15 protein-coding genes are annotated in these 19289 nt (G+C 36.9%); 1 reads left to right on the forward strand and 14 read right to left on the reverse strand.

Annotation, left to right across the window (positions count from 1 at the left end):
- Nucleotides 1-55: 55 nt before the first annotated feature.
- A complete protein-coding gene (locus HNP81_RS09370; RefSeq protein ID WP_182502429.1) occupies nt 56-988 on the forward strand; it encodes an aldo/keto reductase in 933 nt (310 codons plus the stop codon).
- Between the two features lie 161 nt (nt 989-1149).
- Here the strand turns inward: HNP81_RS09370 and HNP81_RS09375 are convergent, their stop codons facing one another.
- From HNP81_RS09375 to HNP81_RS09440, 14 genes are all read right to left on the reverse strand, one after another.
- Complete coding sequence (locus tag HNP81_RS09375; RefSeq protein ID WP_182502430.1) at nt 1150-2118, reverse strand: sugar phosphate isomerase/epimerase family protein; 969 nt, start codon at nt 2116-2118, stop codon at nt 1150-1152.
- 38 nt (nt 2119-2156) lie between these two features.
- Nucleotides 2157-3194 carry a Gfo/Idh/MocA family protein gene (locus HNP81_RS09380; protein ID WP_182502431.1) on the reverse strand — a complete coding sequence of 346 codons (1038 nt, stop codon included), beginning with the start codon at nt 3192-3194 and terminating at the stop codon, nt 2157-2159.
- 135 nt (nt 3195-3329) lie between these two features.
- The gene (locus tag HNP81_RS09385) at nt 3330-4352 is read right to left on the reverse strand and encodes a Gfo/Idh/MocA family protein (RefSeq protein WP_182502474.1); all 1023 of its coding nucleotides are present in this window, start codon (nt 4350-4352) and stop codon (nt 3330-3332) included.
- A gap of 30 nt (nt 4353-4382) precedes the next feature.
- Nucleotides 4383-5105 carry a ThuA domain-containing protein gene (locus tag HNP81_RS09390; RefSeq protein WP_182502432.1) on the reverse strand — a complete coding sequence of 241 codons (723 nt, stop codon included), beginning with the start codon at nt 5103-5105 and terminating at the stop codon, nt 4383-4385.
- Nucleotides 5106-5147: 42 nt separating this feature from the next.
- A complete protein-coding gene (locus tag HNP81_RS09395; protein WP_028389790.1) occupies nt 5148-5966 on the reverse strand; it encodes a carbohydrate ABC transporter permease in 819 nt (272 codons plus the stop codon).
- Nucleotides 5966-6826, reverse strand: coding sequence for a carbohydrate ABC transporter permease (locus tag HNP81_RS09400; RefSeq protein ID WP_028389789.1), 861 nt, complete (start codon nt 6824-6826; stop codon nt 5966-5968). Before HNP81_RS09400 ends, HNP81_RS09395 begins: the two co-directional genes overlap by 1 nt.
- A gap of 232 nt (nt 6827-7058) precedes the next feature.
- A complete protein-coding gene (locus HNP81_RS09405) occupies nt 7059-8351 on the reverse strand; it encodes an ABC transporter substrate-binding protein (RefSeq protein WP_182502433.1) in 1293 nt (430 codons plus the stop codon).
- A gap of 779 nt (nt 8352-9130) precedes the next feature.
- On the reverse strand, nt 9131-9808 hold the full coding sequence (locus HNP81_RS09410; RefSeq protein ID WP_182502434.1) for a YesL family protein: 678 nt from the start codon (nt 9806-9808) through the stop codon (nt 9131-9133).
- 47 nt (nt 9809-9855) lie between these two features.
- Nucleotides 9856-10869: an SGNH/GDSL hydrolase family protein gene (locus HNP81_RS09415; protein WP_182502435.1), complete on the reverse strand. Its 1014-nt coding sequence runs from the start codon at nt 10867-10869 to the stop codon at nt 9856-9858.
- A gap of 152 nt (nt 10870-11021) precedes the next feature.
- Nucleotides 11022-12362 (reverse strand): sialidase family protein, encoded by a 1341-nt coding sequence (locus HNP81_RS09420; protein ID WP_182502436.1) that lies wholly within the window; start codon nt 12360-12362, stop codon nt 11022-11024.
- 269 nt (nt 12363-12631) lie between these two features.
- A complete protein-coding gene (locus HNP81_RS09425) occupies nt 12632-14323 on the reverse strand; it encodes a type 2 periplasmic-binding domain-containing protein (RefSeq protein WP_182502437.1) in 1692 nt (563 codons plus the stop codon).
- A gap of 14 nt (nt 14324-14337) precedes the next feature.
- Nucleotides 14338-15222, reverse strand: a complete 885-nt coding sequence (locus HNP81_RS09430; RefSeq protein WP_182502438.1) for a carbohydrate ABC transporter permease — start codon at nt 15220-15222, stop codon at nt 14338-14340.
- 16 nt (nt 15223-15238) lie between these two features.
- Entirely contained in the window at nt 15239-16192 is a 954-nt protein-coding gene (locus HNP81_RS09435; RefSeq protein WP_182502439.1) for an ABC transporter permease, read from the reverse strand.
- A 341-nt stretch (nt 16193-16533) separates the two neighbouring features.
- A complete protein-coding gene (locus tag HNP81_RS09440; RefSeq protein ID WP_182502440.1) occupies nt 16534-19272 on the reverse strand; it encodes a sensor histidine kinase in 2739 nt (912 codons plus the stop codon).
- Between the last annotated feature and the right edge of the window lie 17 nt (nt 19273-19289).

Consider the following 19289-nt stretch of genomic DNA (forward strand, 5'->3'; position numbering starts at 1 on the left):
TATGAATCCAATTTTTGCTATGATATACATGTGTAAAAAAAGGAGATGAGTCGTATTGGTACAGCAAGTGAGAATAGGAAAAACAGATTTATATGTCAACCCAATTGGACTTGGAACGAATGCAGTTGGCGGTCACAATATTTACCCTAATTTAAATGACGAAACAGGAAAAGATGTAGTCAGAGCAGCTTTTGAAAGCGGGATTAATTTTCTAGATACTGCTTATATTTATGGACCAAAACGTTCTGAAGAATTGATTGGTGAAGTGATTAAAGAAAGAGGAAATCGTTCAGATATCGTGATTGCCACAAAGGGTGCACATAAATTTGTCGATGGGAAAGTGGTTTTCGATAATTCCCCCGCTTTCTTAAGGGACTCAGTGGAAAGTAGCTTAGAACGGTTGCAAACGGATTATATTGATTTGTTCTATATTCATTTTCCCGATGAAGCTACTCCGAAAGATGAAGCAGTAGGCGCATTAAAAGAGTTAAGAGATCAAGGGAAAATTCGTGCCATCGGCGTTTCTAACTTTTCATCGGAGCAATTAATCGAGGCGAATAAAGACGGTTATGTGGATGTATATCAGGGATGGTATAATCTTTTCAAACGCGAAGCAGAAAGAGACTTACTCCCGTTTGCAGAAAAGAACAATATTTCCTTTATTCCTTATTTCCCACTTGCATCCGGTTTACTCGGTGGTAAATATAATAGTAACAGCACCTTTAACGACGGACGGGCTCAAAACCCCCTTTTCCAAGGTGACACATTTATCAGTAATCTAGAAAAGGTCGAACAAGTCCGGGAAATCGCGAACAATAAAGGAGTAGAAGTGGCCGATATTGTCCTTGCATGGTATTTACAGCAACCAGCGATTGATGTGTTGATTCCAGGTGCGAAGAAACCAGAGCAAGTAAGTCGAAATCTCAACACTTTAAAAGTTGTTCTTACAAAAGATGAAATAGAGAAAATCGGGCAAATTTTTAAGTGATCATAGATACTCCATGGCATAACGCATGAATAAAACCATAAAAGGATACCACTCGAAAACGTGGTATCCTTCTATCATTTCGGAATTAATTTCTGACTCAAATGCAACATAAAAAGGTAGCCATTAGATTGACTACCTACTATTGGAATATCTTTAAAAATTTATGCCCACCACATGTCTGTTTGAGTTTCTTTAATTAGGACGGAGTCGAGGTTTTTGACTGCGCGGGCGAAACCTTCTTCGATGGACATAAGCGGGTCTTCGTGTTCGATACTAACGACATAGTCATAACCAAAAGTACGAAGTGCACTCATCATATCCGACCATTCCTGAATGCTATGTCCACAGCCGACTGAACGAAAATTCCACGCGCGTGATTGGATGTTTCCGTAAGGCTGCATATCAGTTAGCCCGTACATATTGATATTATCCTGATCCAGATACGTATCTTTTGCATGAAAATGGTGAATCGCGCCGGCTTTACCAAGAATCTTGATTGCGCCAACTGGATCAATGCCCTGCCACCATAAATGGCTCGGATCCAAGTTTGCCCCGATTGCATTGCATGTTTCCTCGCGAAGCTTTAATAACGTGTAAGGTGTATGGACAAGGAATCCCCCATGAAGCTCAAGACCAATCTTTACATTCGATTCTTCTGCAAGCCTGCCGATTTCTTTCCAATATGGAATTAGTTTCTTCTCCCACTGCCATGCAAGCACGTCACTATACTCCATCGGCCAAGGCGCAACGGGCCAGTTCGGATATTTAGCCCCTTCATGGTCACCGGCAGTTCCCGAGAATGCATTCACGACAGGTACCTGCAGCAGAGAAGCTAATTTAATCGTCTTCACTAACGTTTCATGACTTTCCTTTGCTAAACTCTGATCTGGTGAAATTGGGTTTCCATGACAGCTGAAAGCACTGATCATTAAACCTCGTGATTGTACGGCTTCTAAATATTGCTGACGCTTTTCTCCATTTTCTAAAAGCTCATCCAACGGACAATGAGCATTACCTGGATAGCCCCCTGTTCCAATTTCAACCGCTTTCAGTCCAGCCTCTGCCACATAATCCAGCATCTCTTCGAACGTTTTTTGTGAAAATAATACAGCGAACACACCTAGTTTCATTTTATCCACCCTCTATTCATATTGTCGCCTCAACACTATTAAATACTGATCAATTTACCACTGGCAGAACTTTGATATATCGCTTCAATAATTTTTGTAACCTTCAATGCCTCTCCCATTTTCACTAATGGTTCTGCCAATCCTAAGCAGCTATCAACAAAATTCTCTGCCTGTTCTACGTCAGGAGTATCCTGACCTGGCATCCAGACGGCTTCATTATTCATTAGCATTCCGAATTTCGCTTGATTTACTAACAATGGAAACACATCCAAACCGCCTCTAGTTCCTGATAAACTTAATGTATTTGCCTCTTCACGAATATTCGCAGCCCATGATGTTTCAAAAATTAAAGACGCTCCATTGGCAAACTTAATATATGCCGTCGCATGATCATCCACCTCGAAAGCTGATGCATCGAAGTTCCCCCAGAGATTAACCTGATCCATCCCTTTACTTACATAGTTATAAGTAGAACCAATTACCTCCGTCGGTTCGGGATCATTCATCAGCCATAAGCTTAAATCGAGCAAATGACACCCATAATCGATCAAACTGCCTCCACCCTGCAGATCCTGATTTGTAAAAACACCCCAACCAGGCACCTTACGCCGACGTAATGCTTGAACACGCGCAACATACGGCTCGCCAATTTCACCGGCTTCGATTATTTTTTTTGCGGCCTGCGCTTCCTTCATGAACCGATAATGATAGGCTGTCGCTAAAATCTTCCCAGAACGATTCGCTGCCTCTACCATCGCTCTACAATCAGCCACAGAAATCGCCATGGGTTTCTCACATAAAACATGAACACCTGCATCCAATGCTGCAATCGCGATTTCCGCATGAAATTTGTTCGGAGTAGCGATCGTCACCGCATCTACCTCCGCAAACATGTCTTGATAGTTCGGAAATACTTTTTCAATATGATAAGTACGTGCTACATCATGAGCTTTCAACTCATCTAGATCTTGAACTGCATATATTTGAACTTTATCTTGCAGCTTTTGAAAAGAAGGAATATGTCTGCTCTGGGTAATTCCACCTACTCCAATAATCCCCATCTTCAATCTATTCATATTGTTTTTGGCTCCTTCAAATTTGTTTACAAAAAAATGCCATTACGTCCAATCGAAAAAACCTGTCAATCTTGCAATAATAAGGAGCCAAGTAAACCTCTCCTCATTTCCCTTGAATTCATCTAGACTGCTCGCTTATAATCGGACTATTTTCTTCGATTCATTCGATTCCAAAGCGCCAAGGATGACGTTTAACGATTTCATCCCTTCCAATCCATTAATGAGTGGTTCCTTATCTTCATTAATACTGATGATAAATTGGCTAATCACCTGTGTATCATGCTGACCACCTGATTCATTCGATTGAATTTTCCCTAATCTGAGATTTTCAACTTGCCCATTAGCCCGTTGAATAACCAACGAAAACTCTGGGTCATCCTCTAGCCTCAATATTGCTTTTTCACCATAAATAATTGTCGAGTTATCTTCTTTTACATAAGCCCAACTCGCCGCTAGCGTTCCAATAATTCCGCTTTCTGTTTGCAAAATAAAGGTAGCATTATCGTCTACATCGCTATTTTCCTTCGAACTACTTTTAACAAATGCTGCCACTTCTACGAATTCTTCACCCAATAAATAGCGAAGCAAATCTGTTTTATGAACCCCTAAATCACCCATTGCCCCGATAAATGCTTGTTCTTTCTTAAAAAACCAGCTGTCTTTACCGTCAGCACTCCATGACTCTGGACCAGCATGACCAAATGCTGAACGAAAGCTATAGACTTTCCCTATCTCCCCACTTGCGATGAGCTCCTTCGCTATTTGATGGGAATCTACAAAACGCTGATTATGGGCAATCATTAATTTCTTACCGGCTTTGTTCGCTGCAGCAATCATCTTCTCTGCTTCTTCACGTGATGTCGCCATCGGTTTTTCACAAAGAACATGCTTCCCAGCTTCTAAAGCAGCAATGGTCATTGGAGCATGAAAATAATTTGGCGTACAAATACTAACAGCATCAATAGTAGGATTATTCAGTAGTTCCATATAATCAGTATATGCCTTTGCTCCATACAATTCCGCTAACTCCAGAGCCCGTTCCTCTACAATGTCGCAAACTGCTATGATTTCTGCAGATTTATTCATTTTATATTCCGGAAGATGGCGGTTCTTTGCGATACTCCCACAACCGATTACACCGATATTTAATAGACTCATCATTCTATCTCCCTTTCAATCTGTCTTCTCTTATTTTTTTCCTGATATGGCTTCCAACGCTTGTGCATTTCCATAAACAGGTCTAGCGTTTTCTACCGGCTTAACCCACTCAACAGCATTCGAAATCACTCGTTGAATATCAGGGTGATGATAGGTAGGATATGTTTCATGACCAGGTCGGAAGTAAAAAATCTTCCCGTTTCCACGACGGTATGTACATCCACTTCGGAATACTTCTCCACCTTCGAACCAGCTCATAAACAGCAGTTCATCTGGTGCGGGAATATCGAAATGCTCCCCATACATCTCTTCTTTTTCAAGCTCAATATACTCTCCGATACCTTGTGTAATTGGGTGGCTTGGATCAAGGACCCATAAACGTTCCTTCTCATCCGCCACACGCCATTTTAAATCGCACGAGGTCCCCATAAGTTTTTTAAATACTTTCGAAAAATGTCCAGAATGTAATACGATTAATCCCATTCCATTAAGTACGCGCTCGTACACCTTTTCTACGATATCATCGGATACCTCATCATGCGCTATATGACCCCACCAAATTAATATATCCGTTTCCTGAAGAACGTGTTCGGGTAATCCATGTTCCTCTTCATCAAGTGTTGCGGTCGTAACATGCCGAGTCTCACTCTCTAAAAAAGATGCAATAGCTTGATGGATCCCATCAGGATACACATCAGCAACGTTCGGGTTGGTTTTTTCGTGACGATATTCGTTCCAAACAACTACTTTCATTTTCATCTACTCCTTCCATTAAGAATAAATAGAGAACTGCAATTATTTCACAGCTCCATCAGCAATTCCTTTAATGATTTGCTTTTGAGCAAAGAAATACCCAATGATGACAGGTAGTATCGAAATTGATAATCCTGCCAGCGCAAGATGCCATTGTTTCGTATATTGCCCAAAGAAGAAGAATAATTGAAGCGGAATCGTTTCCGTCCCATTTCCTCCAATGACAAGGGATGGTAATAGATAATCATTCCAAATCCAGATAACATTCAATACTCCGACCGTTACCGACATCGGTTTTAATAGTGGGAAAATAATGTACCAAAATGTTTGAAATTTATTACAACCATCAATTTTGGCTGCATCATCTAACGATTCCGGAATCCCTTTTAATGCCCCATGATAAAGAAAAATGGATAAACTCGCCCCAAATCCTAAATACATGAAAATCAAGCTACTGCGGTTCAGCATATCAAGTTGACCAAACTGTGATACGAGCGGAATCATAACCGCTTGGAATGGAATCAGCATTGCAGCTACAAACATAAAGAAAATTACCGTGCTAAGCTTGCTCTTATTTCTTGATAATGCATATGCTGCCATCGCTGAACAAATGATGATGATTAATGTGCTAATAGCCGTAATGAACAATGAATTACCGAAAGCTTTAATAAATCCAAGTTGTACAAACGCTTGCACAAAGTTATCCCATGTCCATTCTTCAGGTAGACCAAGTGTATCTGCGAAGATATCACGCTTTGTTTTAAATGCATTGACTACCATTAAATAAAATGGCACAAGCCATACAATTGCTAAAAGGATTCCGATGATTTCCAGAAGGAGGGATTTTTGGTTTTTGAACATTATAATTCAACCTCCTTTTTCTTGTTGTAGTACACTTGCAATAAGGAAATGGCAGCGACTGTGACAAAGAAGATCATCGCTTTAGACTGTGCATACGCCATTGAATTTTCTGTAAAGGCCGTTTTTACAATGTCCATCGCAACCATTTGCGTTGAATTAAATGGCCCACCGTTTGTTAGTGACAAGTTTTGGTCATACATTTTAAACGAGTTTGACAATGTAAGAAATAAGCTTACCGTGAATGCCGGCGCAATCATAGGAACCGTAATGTTTCGAAAGCGCTGGAGCCTGTTCGCTCCATCAATTTGTGCTGCCTCAATCAATTCTTCTGGTACCGATTGCAGATAAGCAATGTAAATAATCATGACATATCCAGCCATTTGCCAGGATGTCAAAATGACCAATCCCCAAAAACCAGTTTCCGTTGTTGAAAGCCAGCCTTGCAAACCTTCAATCCCCATTGACTCGCCTATTGAAGCAAATGCCTTTGTAAAAATGAACTGCCAGATGAATCCTAAAATCAAGCCGCCTATTAAGTTTGGCATAAAGAAAACTGTTCGCAGAAAGCTGCTTGACTTAATATGCTGAGTCACAATTAACGCAAGCCCTAACCCAATAATGTTGATAACAATAATGGCCGCAATGGAAAATTTAATAGTAAACCAGAATGCATCCCCAAACTCTTTATCGTGAAATAATTTGATATAATTATCGAATCCAACAAACTTTGAGATCCGGAGACCGTCCCAATTCGTAAATGAATAATATAGACCGGTAAGTAATGGGTAAATCACGACAATGAAGATGGCGACGAGCACAGGAGCTAAAAATAGCCAAAATGATAAATCTCGGTTTTTCATTTGAGACGCCTCCTTTTTGAAAAGCGCAAGCCGAGATACACAGAAAAATTTCCCTGTAATTCTCTTGCCCCGGATTACTTGTGACCTCAAGGAAGCTAGGCTGCTTACGCTAGATACAAAAGCTGATAAAAAACATATAATATTAGATTTTTTTATGATGGAGCAGCTCATCCGTATATAACAGGTCAGATACCCACTCCACCACTGAATGATTTACTAGCAAACTGCTTAATCAGTTACCACTTCGAATATCTTCCCAAGCTTTGATATTCTTTTGAATCAATTCGTCCCACGTCATTTCTCCCAATACATAAGCTTGTACGCTTGCTCCGAATTGGTCCTCATTCCAACCAACCGGTGAACCTTGAAATGTCCAGCCAATTGTCTTTCCATCTGCAGAATACTCATAGATTTCTTTTGATAACGGGTCTGCGATTTTCGAAGAATCATATCCTTCATAAGCAGGAATAAATTTAAAGTCTTTTAACACTGCTTCTTTACCAGTATCAGAAGTGTACATCCAATCAAGGAATTTCTTGGCTTCTTTAGCTACCTCATCATCTACCTTATTGTTAACCGCCCAATAATTCGGTACGCCAACCGGCATTTTTGCTTCACCATCTACTGGAATTGGAATGATCCCAATATTCTTTTCTGCTAGCTCTGGATCCATATCATTGACGGTGTTATACACCCAGTTACCTTGCTGTATGATGGCAACTTGCTCAAGGGAGAAAAGTTCCTCCACTTGTTGGGAATAATCAAGGCTTGTTGTCGGTTGTACAGAAAACTCATTTTGTAGATCAATCATTTGTTTCAACTGATCTCCTTTTGTAAAGGCAACAGTTGGAGATTCATAGGCAGTCATTACGTTTCCATCAAATTCAGAAGCTAAGAAAACATTGGAAAGATGGTTACCTGTTACCCACTTTTCCTTAACAGGGAATGCAAATACTGCTTTGATTTTCAAATCTTTCTTTTTAGCATCCAATTTTTCAACCGCTTCTTTCAACGCTTCATAAGAGGTAAGCTCTTCAGCGTTAATGCCAGCTTCTTTAAAAATACGTTTGTTATAAATAAATCCGTACCCCTCTTGGTTAAATGGTAAGCCAAGTACTTTACCGTCTATAGTAACGCCATCAAGTGTGCCATCCAAAGCTGCTTTTGCTGCCTTTGTGTCACTTAAATCTGTCAAACGATCACCAAACTGTTCAACATCTGTAGGTCCACCGACATTGAAGATGGCCGGCTCTTCTTTAGATGTAAACTTCGTAATTAAAGATTGCTTATAATCATTTCCGCCCCCAACTGTAGATATTTTTATCTTCACATCAGGGTTCTCTTCTTCGTAAGCTTTCGCCAATTCTTCAAATTGATTCTTGAATTCTACTTTAAATTGGAAAACGTCTAATGTAATCTGATCCCCAGAGGCTTTATCGGATGAAGAGCATCCTGCTAAGAATAACGATGATGCTAATACTGCTGAGGCAATACCTGATACTTTTTTCAATTTCAATGAACCCATCCCCTTTTTTATTATTTCTCACAAGAAGCATTTTGTGAAATCGTTTGCACAAATGAATAAATATGTAGATTCGTTTCTCTTAAACGACTCCCCTATCAATCTATCTATTCACATTGCATTTTATTCTCCACCATTCTACACTTTATTATCTGGAAATAAAAGCGTTTTCACTTTTGTTTTAAAGATATTTTTTCCAATCAATGACGTAAAATAGCAAAGTGGCTTGTTTTTTTGCACTTTCCCCAGTTGGAAGGAGGAAGATTTATTTTTGCACAATCCCCCAATTACTAATCGATATCATCATTAAGAGTTAGCCAAAACCCAGAAGTTGTGCCATATATTCAAAGTTTAAACATATTATTCACCGCTGCCAACTTTTGTTTTGCACAAAATATTAAATGAATAATCCATTTCACAACACAGCTCCACTTCAAACATTATTTCCACCACTTTGAAATCATTCTTTTAAATCAAGGGAAATTAGTTCTATACTAAATTATTCTAGGAAATAGGAACTGAAGCCAATAAGCTGCGCATCCTGTTCCTCGGATCGGTGGTCACGGAAAAATTCACTTACTTGTTTCCCTTGATGATATCTAGAACTCTTCGCCCCATTACTCTGCCCTAACATTCACTTACAGTTCGAATAGAAGAACTAATCAAAAGTGTGTTATTTAAAACTTGCAAAAATGTAAAAAGCTAAACCATTTAGTAATGTGTTCAGCTTTTATCGTTCAGGCATTTACTATATTTTTAATTTTTCGCATCCTAGACTGCAATTATCTTGATTCATTTGAGGCAATTTCAGCTACACGAGTTGTCCCATTTAATTTAGAAACCCTCCTTTCCATGCTGACAAATGCAGTGTTAGCGAGCCACATAAGGGAATAGGCCAACAAGCTGAAACTAAAGAATGGAAAGAGTCCTGGAAACTGGATCATGATCATACTGAAGATAGCGATGACAGCAGCCATACTGATCACTTGAATTGGATTGGAAATGGCCGTAATGACGGCATACTTCATGACATTAGCTAGTTTAATATCAAAGTGGACAAATACCGGAATAACAAACATGATTGTCATCAAATATACGATAGACATTGCTGAAACGACAAAAAATAATACCAGTTGGATTGTATCATTTGCTCCTCTAAATAATTGAAAATAATAAAAAAGACTAAAGCCTGTCGCAACCATAACCCATCCCAATATATTTGCCTTAAAAAAAGAAGCACGGTACAATTTCCAAAACGTACGAAATAGAGGAAATTCCGTTTGCTTATTAATCCATTTCCTGCAAATCGCAAACATCGTAAAAGTGGCAGGGAAAACTCCTCCTACAAATAACCCTATAATACAAAAAAGGATCCATATTAATTGAACAATAAAGAACCTAGCAATCCATTCCATGACCGTATTTAATTTACCCATATAGCCACCTGTTAAGAACATCATCCCACCCTCTTTTCTTGGTACCTATCATTATATGAATATTTTAATGATTACTTTTTCATTTTTTCTTTGCCCTGGACCGGCACATTTGCTTCGACCATTTGTTGAAAGCGAGCAGCCATTATTTTGTCGCCTTCAGCATTAGGATGAAGTCCGTCAGGCATATACATCTCAAAATCTTCACCAAACAATTCCAGCCCATCAAAATAATATAAATGTTGATCGCCAGCATTCTTCAAGATTTCAATCACTTGAAGTATTTCCTTCCTTGTCTTCTCTATCGATAAACCGACTTTATTTTCTACTTTTTCAAATTCTCGATTAAAGATTGGAGAAATAATAGCAATCGGCACATCTTTTTGTTTATCTCGAATAATTTGAATAAAACCTAGTAAGGCAGCTTGAAACGTTCGATCTGAGAGTGCATTACCTCTTATTATATTAATTCCTGCACAAATAGAAATGAAATCTGCCGGCATATCACGAATCATTCGAGCTACCATCGGTTCTAAAAAGCAATTTCCGCTATAGCCAAGACAAGTTAAATTAAAATCTAGTTTATTAGAAACTAATGCTGGCCAAGTTTTTGATGGACTTTCAGAGTAATAACAATGCGTTATAGAACTGCCGTACGTAATCCAATGCAATCGTGAATCTTCTACAAGTTCCCACTCTGCACCTTCATCGATCCAAATGTCTGTAATCGAGACAGCTGTTTTTTGCGATAAATAAATTTCAATTAGCTTTGATCCATCTGAAAGATCATTAAAATTGGCATAGGTTTCTCCTGAATGAATAAGCAAAGCTTTGTTCAAGATACCATTGACTAAACAATCCATTTGCATCATTTCAGATACAGCTAGTAGTCCAATTCTTATCTGCCTTGTATTACTGCGCAATACAATTCTTACACCGGCTGGCAATTCAGCCTGACCACCAATACCATTCGGTAAAAATAATTCAGCTTGACTATAAGGTAACCGCCACGGTTTCATATATGTTTCTGTTTTTTCAATGGATACAGCACCATGAATCATCTTTTCAATTAACGGAAGCTGTTGCACGGTTATCACTCCATACTTTTTATGTAGTACTTCAATCAGTAGGAGATACTTTATCCCCTACTGATTATTAGTTCTGTTTTTCGGAAAATATCTAAACTTCTCCAGAAACCTTTACATGGTGAACTTAATTCTTCGTTCATATAGATAAAAAATTATGACTTCAGCCATTCTAAAGAAAATTTACTAAATTGTATATCCATTTTATTCCAATCGTTATAATCGTGAACTCGTTCGTATAGGACTCCAATCTCCCCATTTTGAAGGACAGTTAAGCAAGAATATCCATAAAAACCTTCTTCAATTACTTTACTGTATGGCCATGTTTTCCCACCATCTTCACTTAAGCGAACGGTTCCTTTGATCCTAGTCTCCTCATCATTTGGATTTGAGAATAATACCCTTACTTTTCCATCTCCTAGATCAGGATAGAGCGCTACACTTGACTGACAAATTGGATCGACCAAAGCCATGTCAAAGGTTACTTCCTCCCATGTTTCCCCACCATCTTTACTAGTTGTTACAGCAGTCCTTTTAATTTCATAATGATTACGTAAATAATATTTCAATTCACCTGTAGGCAATTCAATTACTTGCGATTCTGTCAAATATTGTTTACCTTCTGAGATTGTTTCAGCGGATAGAATTTCACCGTCCAATTCTCTTCCATCATTTGGCGATTCCCCACGCTGCCATGTTAATCCATAATCATCACTATAAATACAAGCACAGGACAGGTGACCTGCTTCGTTAGAGAAGTAAATTGGGAAAACTAATCTGCCTGCATGTTTCCCTTGCTTTAATTGAATCCCACGCCCTGGACCTGAGCCAATAAACTTCATCCATTCTTCTTTCACCATGACATTCAATTCTCTTGGTTTTGACCAAGTACAGCCATCATCTTCACTCTGAATGATTTGTAAAAAGCAAGTTCTCGCTTCTAGTAAACTTTCATTTGCATCGATTCCTTTTTTCAAATAGATATTTCCATGTAGCTGATTCTCTTTATTTACAGTTCCTTGATCGTCTACTGTATAGTCTGTTAAATTGTTGTCTGAATCATAGACTTGCCCATCTTTTGCAAGGAAATAAATATGACCGTTTTGATCATACAATTTCCGACGCCCATCTGAATCAAAGCCAATTCCTGATTCACTATTCCAAAGACCAACTCCGCCTGGACTATGGCAGAAAATCATAAATATCGTGCCAGTTTCTTCATCTTCTAAAAGTGATGTATCAATTGCCGCTGCTCCATCTAACCCTTCCCCTGGATAGGCAACTAATTTTTGCGCAGATCCCCATGTTTCTCCGTTATCCACACTACGGCGAATCGTCACGTCAATTTTATTAGGGTTGTCTCTTTGATCAACAAGCCTTGCATCGATTCCTGCAATGACAGTTCCTTTCGATGTTGTAATCATAGATGGTATTCGATATGATTTAGAATCTGCAAAACCTGGATAAAAGATCGCTTCTGAATGGATATTAGACATGTGAATAGCTCCTTTTATTTTAATAATAGATACTCTAATTTCATTATGTTCTACATTCAAGCTGGAATATGTAATAAAAAAAGAATGCTTAATACCCTTTTCTACGCTATTTTCCTGATAATGGACATATCTTTATCAACCATATCAGGTTATCTTTAACAAAATGACAAATCCCAAGAAGACTGCTTATTATGAAAGGGTCGTACCTAGTCATCTACTATAAAGCGTGTACAGGTAGACCCTTCCATAGAAAACTGCTTATTTCCTTATTACTTCATTAAATCTGATACTTTGTCTGCTTTATCCATCTCAGCAAGAACATCTTTTCCGCCATTATTCAACCAGTTTTCAACATATTTATCCCATTCTTTATCGATGTCAATCTCCCCTACAATCGCTTTCATTCTAAATTCATCGACGATTGTTTTTAGGTTTCCTTTGTAGCGCAACTGCATTTCTTTCATTTTTGTTTTATTTAAAACATCCCATTTATATGGACGAATTAACATATTTTCTTTTACATCATCACGAGCAAAGAATTCTTTTCTCAGATTCATCGTATATTCTGATGTAAACCACTGTACTCTTTCTTTATCATACGTACGGAAGTTATAAGCCCAGAAGCCAGAATTTCCTTCTTCAGCTGCATATTCAGGGCGAACTATTAAGGCAGATTTTTCAGGCTCTCCTTCCCAATCTGAATGTACGCCAACTTCGCCATAAAGCGTCCATCTTGCATCATTATCTAAGTTGATATAATCAAAGATTTGGAGAATTCTTGCTAATTCCTCATCTGTTACATCTTTAGAAACATAGAATGCATCTGCTAAATTACCAACTGGTATAAATGAGGCAACACCCTGCTTTCCATCTTTACCAATTTCCGGAGCAGTAGCTAAAATTTTTGCAGTAGAATTTGGATTTTCCACAAGGTTTTGTGGAGCTCGTCCTTTAGTCCAGTCATCATTTGCAAGATATGAAGATTGTGCAGTATAGTAACCGATTTTACCTTGTTTGTATTTTTCCCAGCTCTTTTTAATATCAAGTGTTGTAAATTCAGGGTCAATTAAGCCCATATCATACCATTTAGCTAATAACTTCAAATACTCTTTATATTTCTTAGAAATCTCTGTAACGACTAATTGATCATCTTCGATAAAGTTATAATCCGGAGCTAATCCAAATGCCCCCATTAATGAAACTGCCCAGTGCATTTGATCATTATATGGAGAAATCGCATACGTATCATTTTTGCCGTTTCCATCTGGATCATCAAATGTAAACGCTTTAAAAATTTCTTCTACTTCTTCAAGTGTATAAGCTTTATCCGTATAGTAAATTTTCTCACGTGCACCGCTTGGGCCAACTTGTTTAATTTCCCCTGGTGGGTCAATCCCTAGTTTTTCTAACCAGTCTAGACGGAATGTTGGTGTCCAAGTTAATCCATCAACATGTGAATATAAACCTATTAAACTCAAATATTCATTATCGGAGCCTGCTGATTTGTTCATATCAAGTCCAGGTGGGTTTTCCTCTAACATTTTCATATAACGTGGTGCATACTTTTCAAGCATTTCTTTCGGGATTGTTCGAATTAGACCTGCATCAAACAACTCTTTCGCTGTCTTTGGTTCTCCATTAAAAGCAAATGTATCAGGTAAATCACCAGAAGCAACCATTAAGTTCACTTGGTCTTTATTCCAAGTATCTACTTTTGTGTTGATAATTTTAACGTTAAATTGCTCTTCTAATCTCTTTTGCACATAGTTACCATCTTCCGCTTTTCCTTTTGTCACTGATCCAGATAAGTTTAATTCAATGATATCTGAATAATCCCCAGCATCCGGCAAACTAGCAATATCAACCTTTTTCCCTGAAGTTGCTTCATTATTAGAGCAAGCTGTTAAAAATAAAGCACTTGCTAAAGCTGCAGTTGAAAGAACCTTTGCATATTTCTTCATTGTATATTCCCCCATTATCCTTTTAATGAACCAATCATAATGCCTTTAACAAAGTATTTCTGTACAAATGGATAGATTAAAACGATTGGACCGATAGAGATGATTACAGTAGCAGCTCTCACATTACTCAACATCAGATCAGCATTAGACATGCCGCCTCCACCCATTTGGCTGCCCGCTTGTGTAAGATCCATCGCAACGAGCATATCCCTTACGACGGTTTGTAAAACATCTAATGCATCGTCTTGGATATATATTAAAGCATGGAACCACTCATTCCAATGATATACCGCTGCCCATAATGCTACAGTTGCGATAACAGGTTTCGATATTGGAATAATGATTTTTATTAAGATTTGAAAATAATTGGCACCATCAACAATCGCTGATTCTTCAAGCCCTTTATCAATCGTCATAAAATAGTTTCGCATGATGATGATAAAGAATACATTAACTGCTGAAGGCAAAATTAATGCGAAGCGGCTGTCAATTAAACCAAGATTTTTAATAAGCAAATAATCAGGAATCATCCCACCTGAAAAGAACATTGCAATCAAGAAAAAGATTGTAAAAAAGTTTCGGTATGGTAAATCTTTTTTTGAAAGCGGATACGCAGCTAATACTGTAAATGAAACAATTAATACCGTTCCTACAACGGTCCTAATAATTGTATTTAAATACGCGATCATAATATTTTGGTATGAAAATACAAATGCATAGGCGTCTGGTATCCACCTGTCCGGCCATAAATTGACTCCGAGACTAGATGCTGCTTCGGCATCTGAGAAGGATAAAACAACTGTCTGCCAAAAAGGGTATAGTACAATAAGTGAAAATAAGGTAAACCCAGTTACATTTAGAATATCAAATAAAGATATTTTACGTTTTTTTACCGCCATCTTTATATCCTCCTTCCTACCAAATTCCGTGTTCGCTCTTTCTTCGAATAATCGCATTCGCAGTAAGGATTAACGCTATACCTACAACGTTTTTAAATAAGCCTACAGCTGTTGCATAATCAAATTGGAATTGCTCTAATCCACTTCGATACACATACGTATCGATAATATCGGCAACTTCATATACTAACGGGTTGTACAAGTTAAGAATTTGATCAAAACCAGCATTTAAAACAGCCCCTAGTCGAAGAATAAACATAATGATAACCATTGGCATAATCGATGGAAGTGTAACATGAATCATTTTACGGAATCTTCCTGCTCCATCGATTTCTGCTGCTTCATATAGCTGAGGATCAATTGATGTAATCGTCGCTAAGTAAATAATCGCTCCCCACCCAAGCTCTTTCCACATATCAGTAAGGATTAAAATCGGGATAAAAGAAGCTTTATCAGACATAAAGTTAATAGCATCGCCACCGAAGAATGTAATAATATAGTTGATAATGCCTCGTTGTGGAGAAAATACTTCGATTACCATCGCTGATAAAATAACCCATGACATAAAGTGCGGTAAGTACGAGATTGATTGACTCACCTTTTTAAATTTTTCGCTTTTAATTTCATTTAATAAAATCGCAAAAATAATCGGTGCTGGGAAAACAATTAATAACTTTAATAGACTAATCACGATTGTATTTTGCAATGCCCTAATAAATAAGAAATCGGAAAACAATCTTTTAAAATGTTCAAAGTTATTCCATGGACTATCCCAAATACCTAAGCCAGGAGAAAAGTTTTTAAATGCGATCAAAACGCCATACATTGGAATGTAATGAAAGATAAATAACATGACCATCGGAATAGCCATCATAAAATAAAGCATCTTCATTTTCTTCATTCTAACCCAATTAATATTTTCTTTACGCTTGGGCTTTGCTTCAACCGCCCTCTCAATTGCTGTTTGCATTATATTTCCTCCTCTCTCTTTTTTGAAAGCGTTTACTGTTTTCAGAATAATATAAAACCACTTAAAATAGTTCTACTATATTTAGAAAAAATATCACTATTTTAAGCATTAGTAAAAATAGTGTAAAGAATATTTCGTTTTACCTAAAAAAATAAGCTGCCAGATGAAATCTCCTACTTCTATTTAAAAAATATTATTTATTATTCAAAAAAGTGTCCCATTTGAAGTTCTAGCTCGCACTCACAGTACTATATCCAGATAATTTAATACACAAATTAAACTAAGATAGTATTGTGGGGAGAGCTGACTCCATGACTTTTGGGACACCTTTTACGTAAAACTTATTTAACAATTGGAATAACGATTGAAACTTGTGTACCTTCTCCGAACTTACTTTCTATATCAAGGCCATATGTACTACCGAAATGAAGCTTGATCCTTCCATTAACATTGTAAATACCTGATTTATTCAACACCTCTGAGATGAGTTGTTTTTTTACTATAGAAAGTTCCTCTTCCTTGATACCAAGAGCATTATCTTTTACGACAATACACACAGTATCACCTATGCGTTTGCAGGAAATATGAATCGTTACCATATTCTTGGTTTTTCTAGCACCATGGTGTATCGAGTTTTCAATAACCGGTTGTATAATTAACTTAACGGTCTTATACTCCAATATTTCTTCATCAATATCCCAAATACACTCAAAATTATCAAAACGGTATGACATAATTTTAATATACGACTTTGTATAGGCTAGCTCATCTCGAATAGCGATCATTACCTGTTCTTTATTCGTAATATAGCGGAACAATCTACTTAATGAAATGATCATATCTACCGATTTATCCGTTTCATTCGCCTCAACGAGATAAATCAAATTATCCAAAGTATTGTAGAGAAAATGAGGGTTAATCTGTGACTGTAGAGCATTAATTTGAATCTCTCGCTTCTCATATTTCAGTTGAATTCGTTCTTTATTCGCCTCTAGCGATTCATGCAATAACTCTTCCATCCGCTGAATCATAGTATTGAAGTTTCTAGTTAGTGTATCTACCTCATCAATTCCAGAAAATTGTTCAGCAATTACATGATGCGACCCTTTTAAATCGAACGTATTGAATAACTTGTTCAACTGGCTAAACGGTCTCAATATTCGTTTAGAAATCCAGTAGGAAAAAACAAGTAACAATAGAAATATCATGAATAACAAATAAAGATTACTAATAAACAATTGATTGACCTGCTTTTGAATATCAGTATAATTATATTTCGAAATAAATTTCCAACCTTGTTCTGTTATTCTTGTACTATAAATATGGTCATTTTCCGATAAATCTTCCTTCTGTTTTAAACCCCCACCAATTTTGAGTGGATTTTGATGAGAGATAATTTTATTATTTTGATCTACTAACTGCAATTCCAGACCTGATTTACGCCAGTTTGAATAAAAGTTTGCTAGTTGATTACTATCAATATCAGCCGTAATGTAACCTATCGCTTTTGAATAATTGTCAGGTGAAAATATTGGCATCCCTATAATTATTGTCACATTATTAAAATGGTTTCTTTCCAATGTATAGCTTATTTTTCGGTCAGAATTTAATAAAGTTTGATAAAATTCATCATTTAATCGTTTCGGATGACTATAGTTGTTCGTATACAAAAATTCACCATTTTGATTATAAATCCAAATATTCTGTTTCATTAATTCGGAATATTTCTTTTTATCTAATAATTCTTGTCCTATTTCATCCTTTTTCTTATTCTGTATTTTATACTGGAGCGTATTATTAAGTGCGATCCGCGCCATAATGAGTTCTCGCTGTTTAATCTCGTTACTCATAATCCGTGCCATCTTTTCATGTACCGTGTGATAACTTTCCTGTAAATCCTCCGTAACGATTTTAGATGTTTGCCAATAAAAGATCACCATAAATATAACAAGAGGCAGCAAAATGGTCATTAAAAAATAAAAAAAGAAACGTTCTCGTAAACTCATTTTAATACGCCTATTATGATGCTTTTGAAAAAGACTGCGATAATTTCTGCTTTCCTCATATTCTTTTAATGATGATAACAATTGATATAAAGGTTGAAGTACTTTTCTACCGACTATTCTTGAAAATATAAAAGCAATTAATACAGTAAAAATAAAAATAAGAGCAATCACTATCAATGTTGTTTGAATTTGTTTTGAATAATAGCCTAATTGTTCCGCATAAATGAGTTGGAATTTATAAAAAGGAATGCTGGAATAATGGAGTTCCACATCATCTCGCTTTAATGACAATCCTTTTTTACGATGTTCCAATCGATCTATCTCGTTAGGTATATTTCCATCTACTTGACTTCCTTTGAAAAGCATCTCTCCTTTTCTGTCAAATAAAGCAATTTGATCTGCATAAAAAATATGGTCATCTAAACTACTCATATTAATAAAAAGTAATATGACCCCTTTATGTTGACCGTCTGCCGAGACAATATTCGATCCAAAATACATTTGATTATTCAAGTTATTCGAGTAAGTTCCCTCTTTCCAGTTCACATCACTTGATGAAGGATGCACAATCATTTTGTCTGTCTCACCGATCGATACAAAATGATAATTACTTTCTACTTCATTTATAAATTTCATTCCATTAAACTTGTAATCTACATATTTGCTGTCTGAGCTAAATTGAGATTCTGGTGTAATAATCAGAATACTATCAACAAGTTCGTTGCTCTTTCTAATGGAATACAAGTATTCTTCAAGGCTTTTCAACTGATAATATTTTTCGGAAGGACTAAGTTCAGAACTAGTCAATTCGTCAATATATCGAATCACAATTTCATTTGCCTTCAAATTGTTCATTGTCTCGTACATATTATTAAACTTGATTTGTACTTCGTTAGATATCTGATCCATTCTTAATTGGGTAGTCTCTTCTTTTTTTTCTTCAATAAATTTCTTTATTTCCACATAATAAATAGAACTTATTAGCAAAAGGAAAATCGACACTGCAATCAATGAAAACATTAGTAAAAAGTTTTGAAAAGGGTACTTTCCCACTATCCCTATTTTTTTCCTCATGCTTGACCTCCAACAGA

The sequence above is a fragment of the Peribacillus huizhouensis genome, assembly GCF_014138605.1.
GTDB lineage: Bacteria > Bacillota > Bacilli > Bacillales > DSM-1321 > Peribacillus > Peribacillus huizhouensis.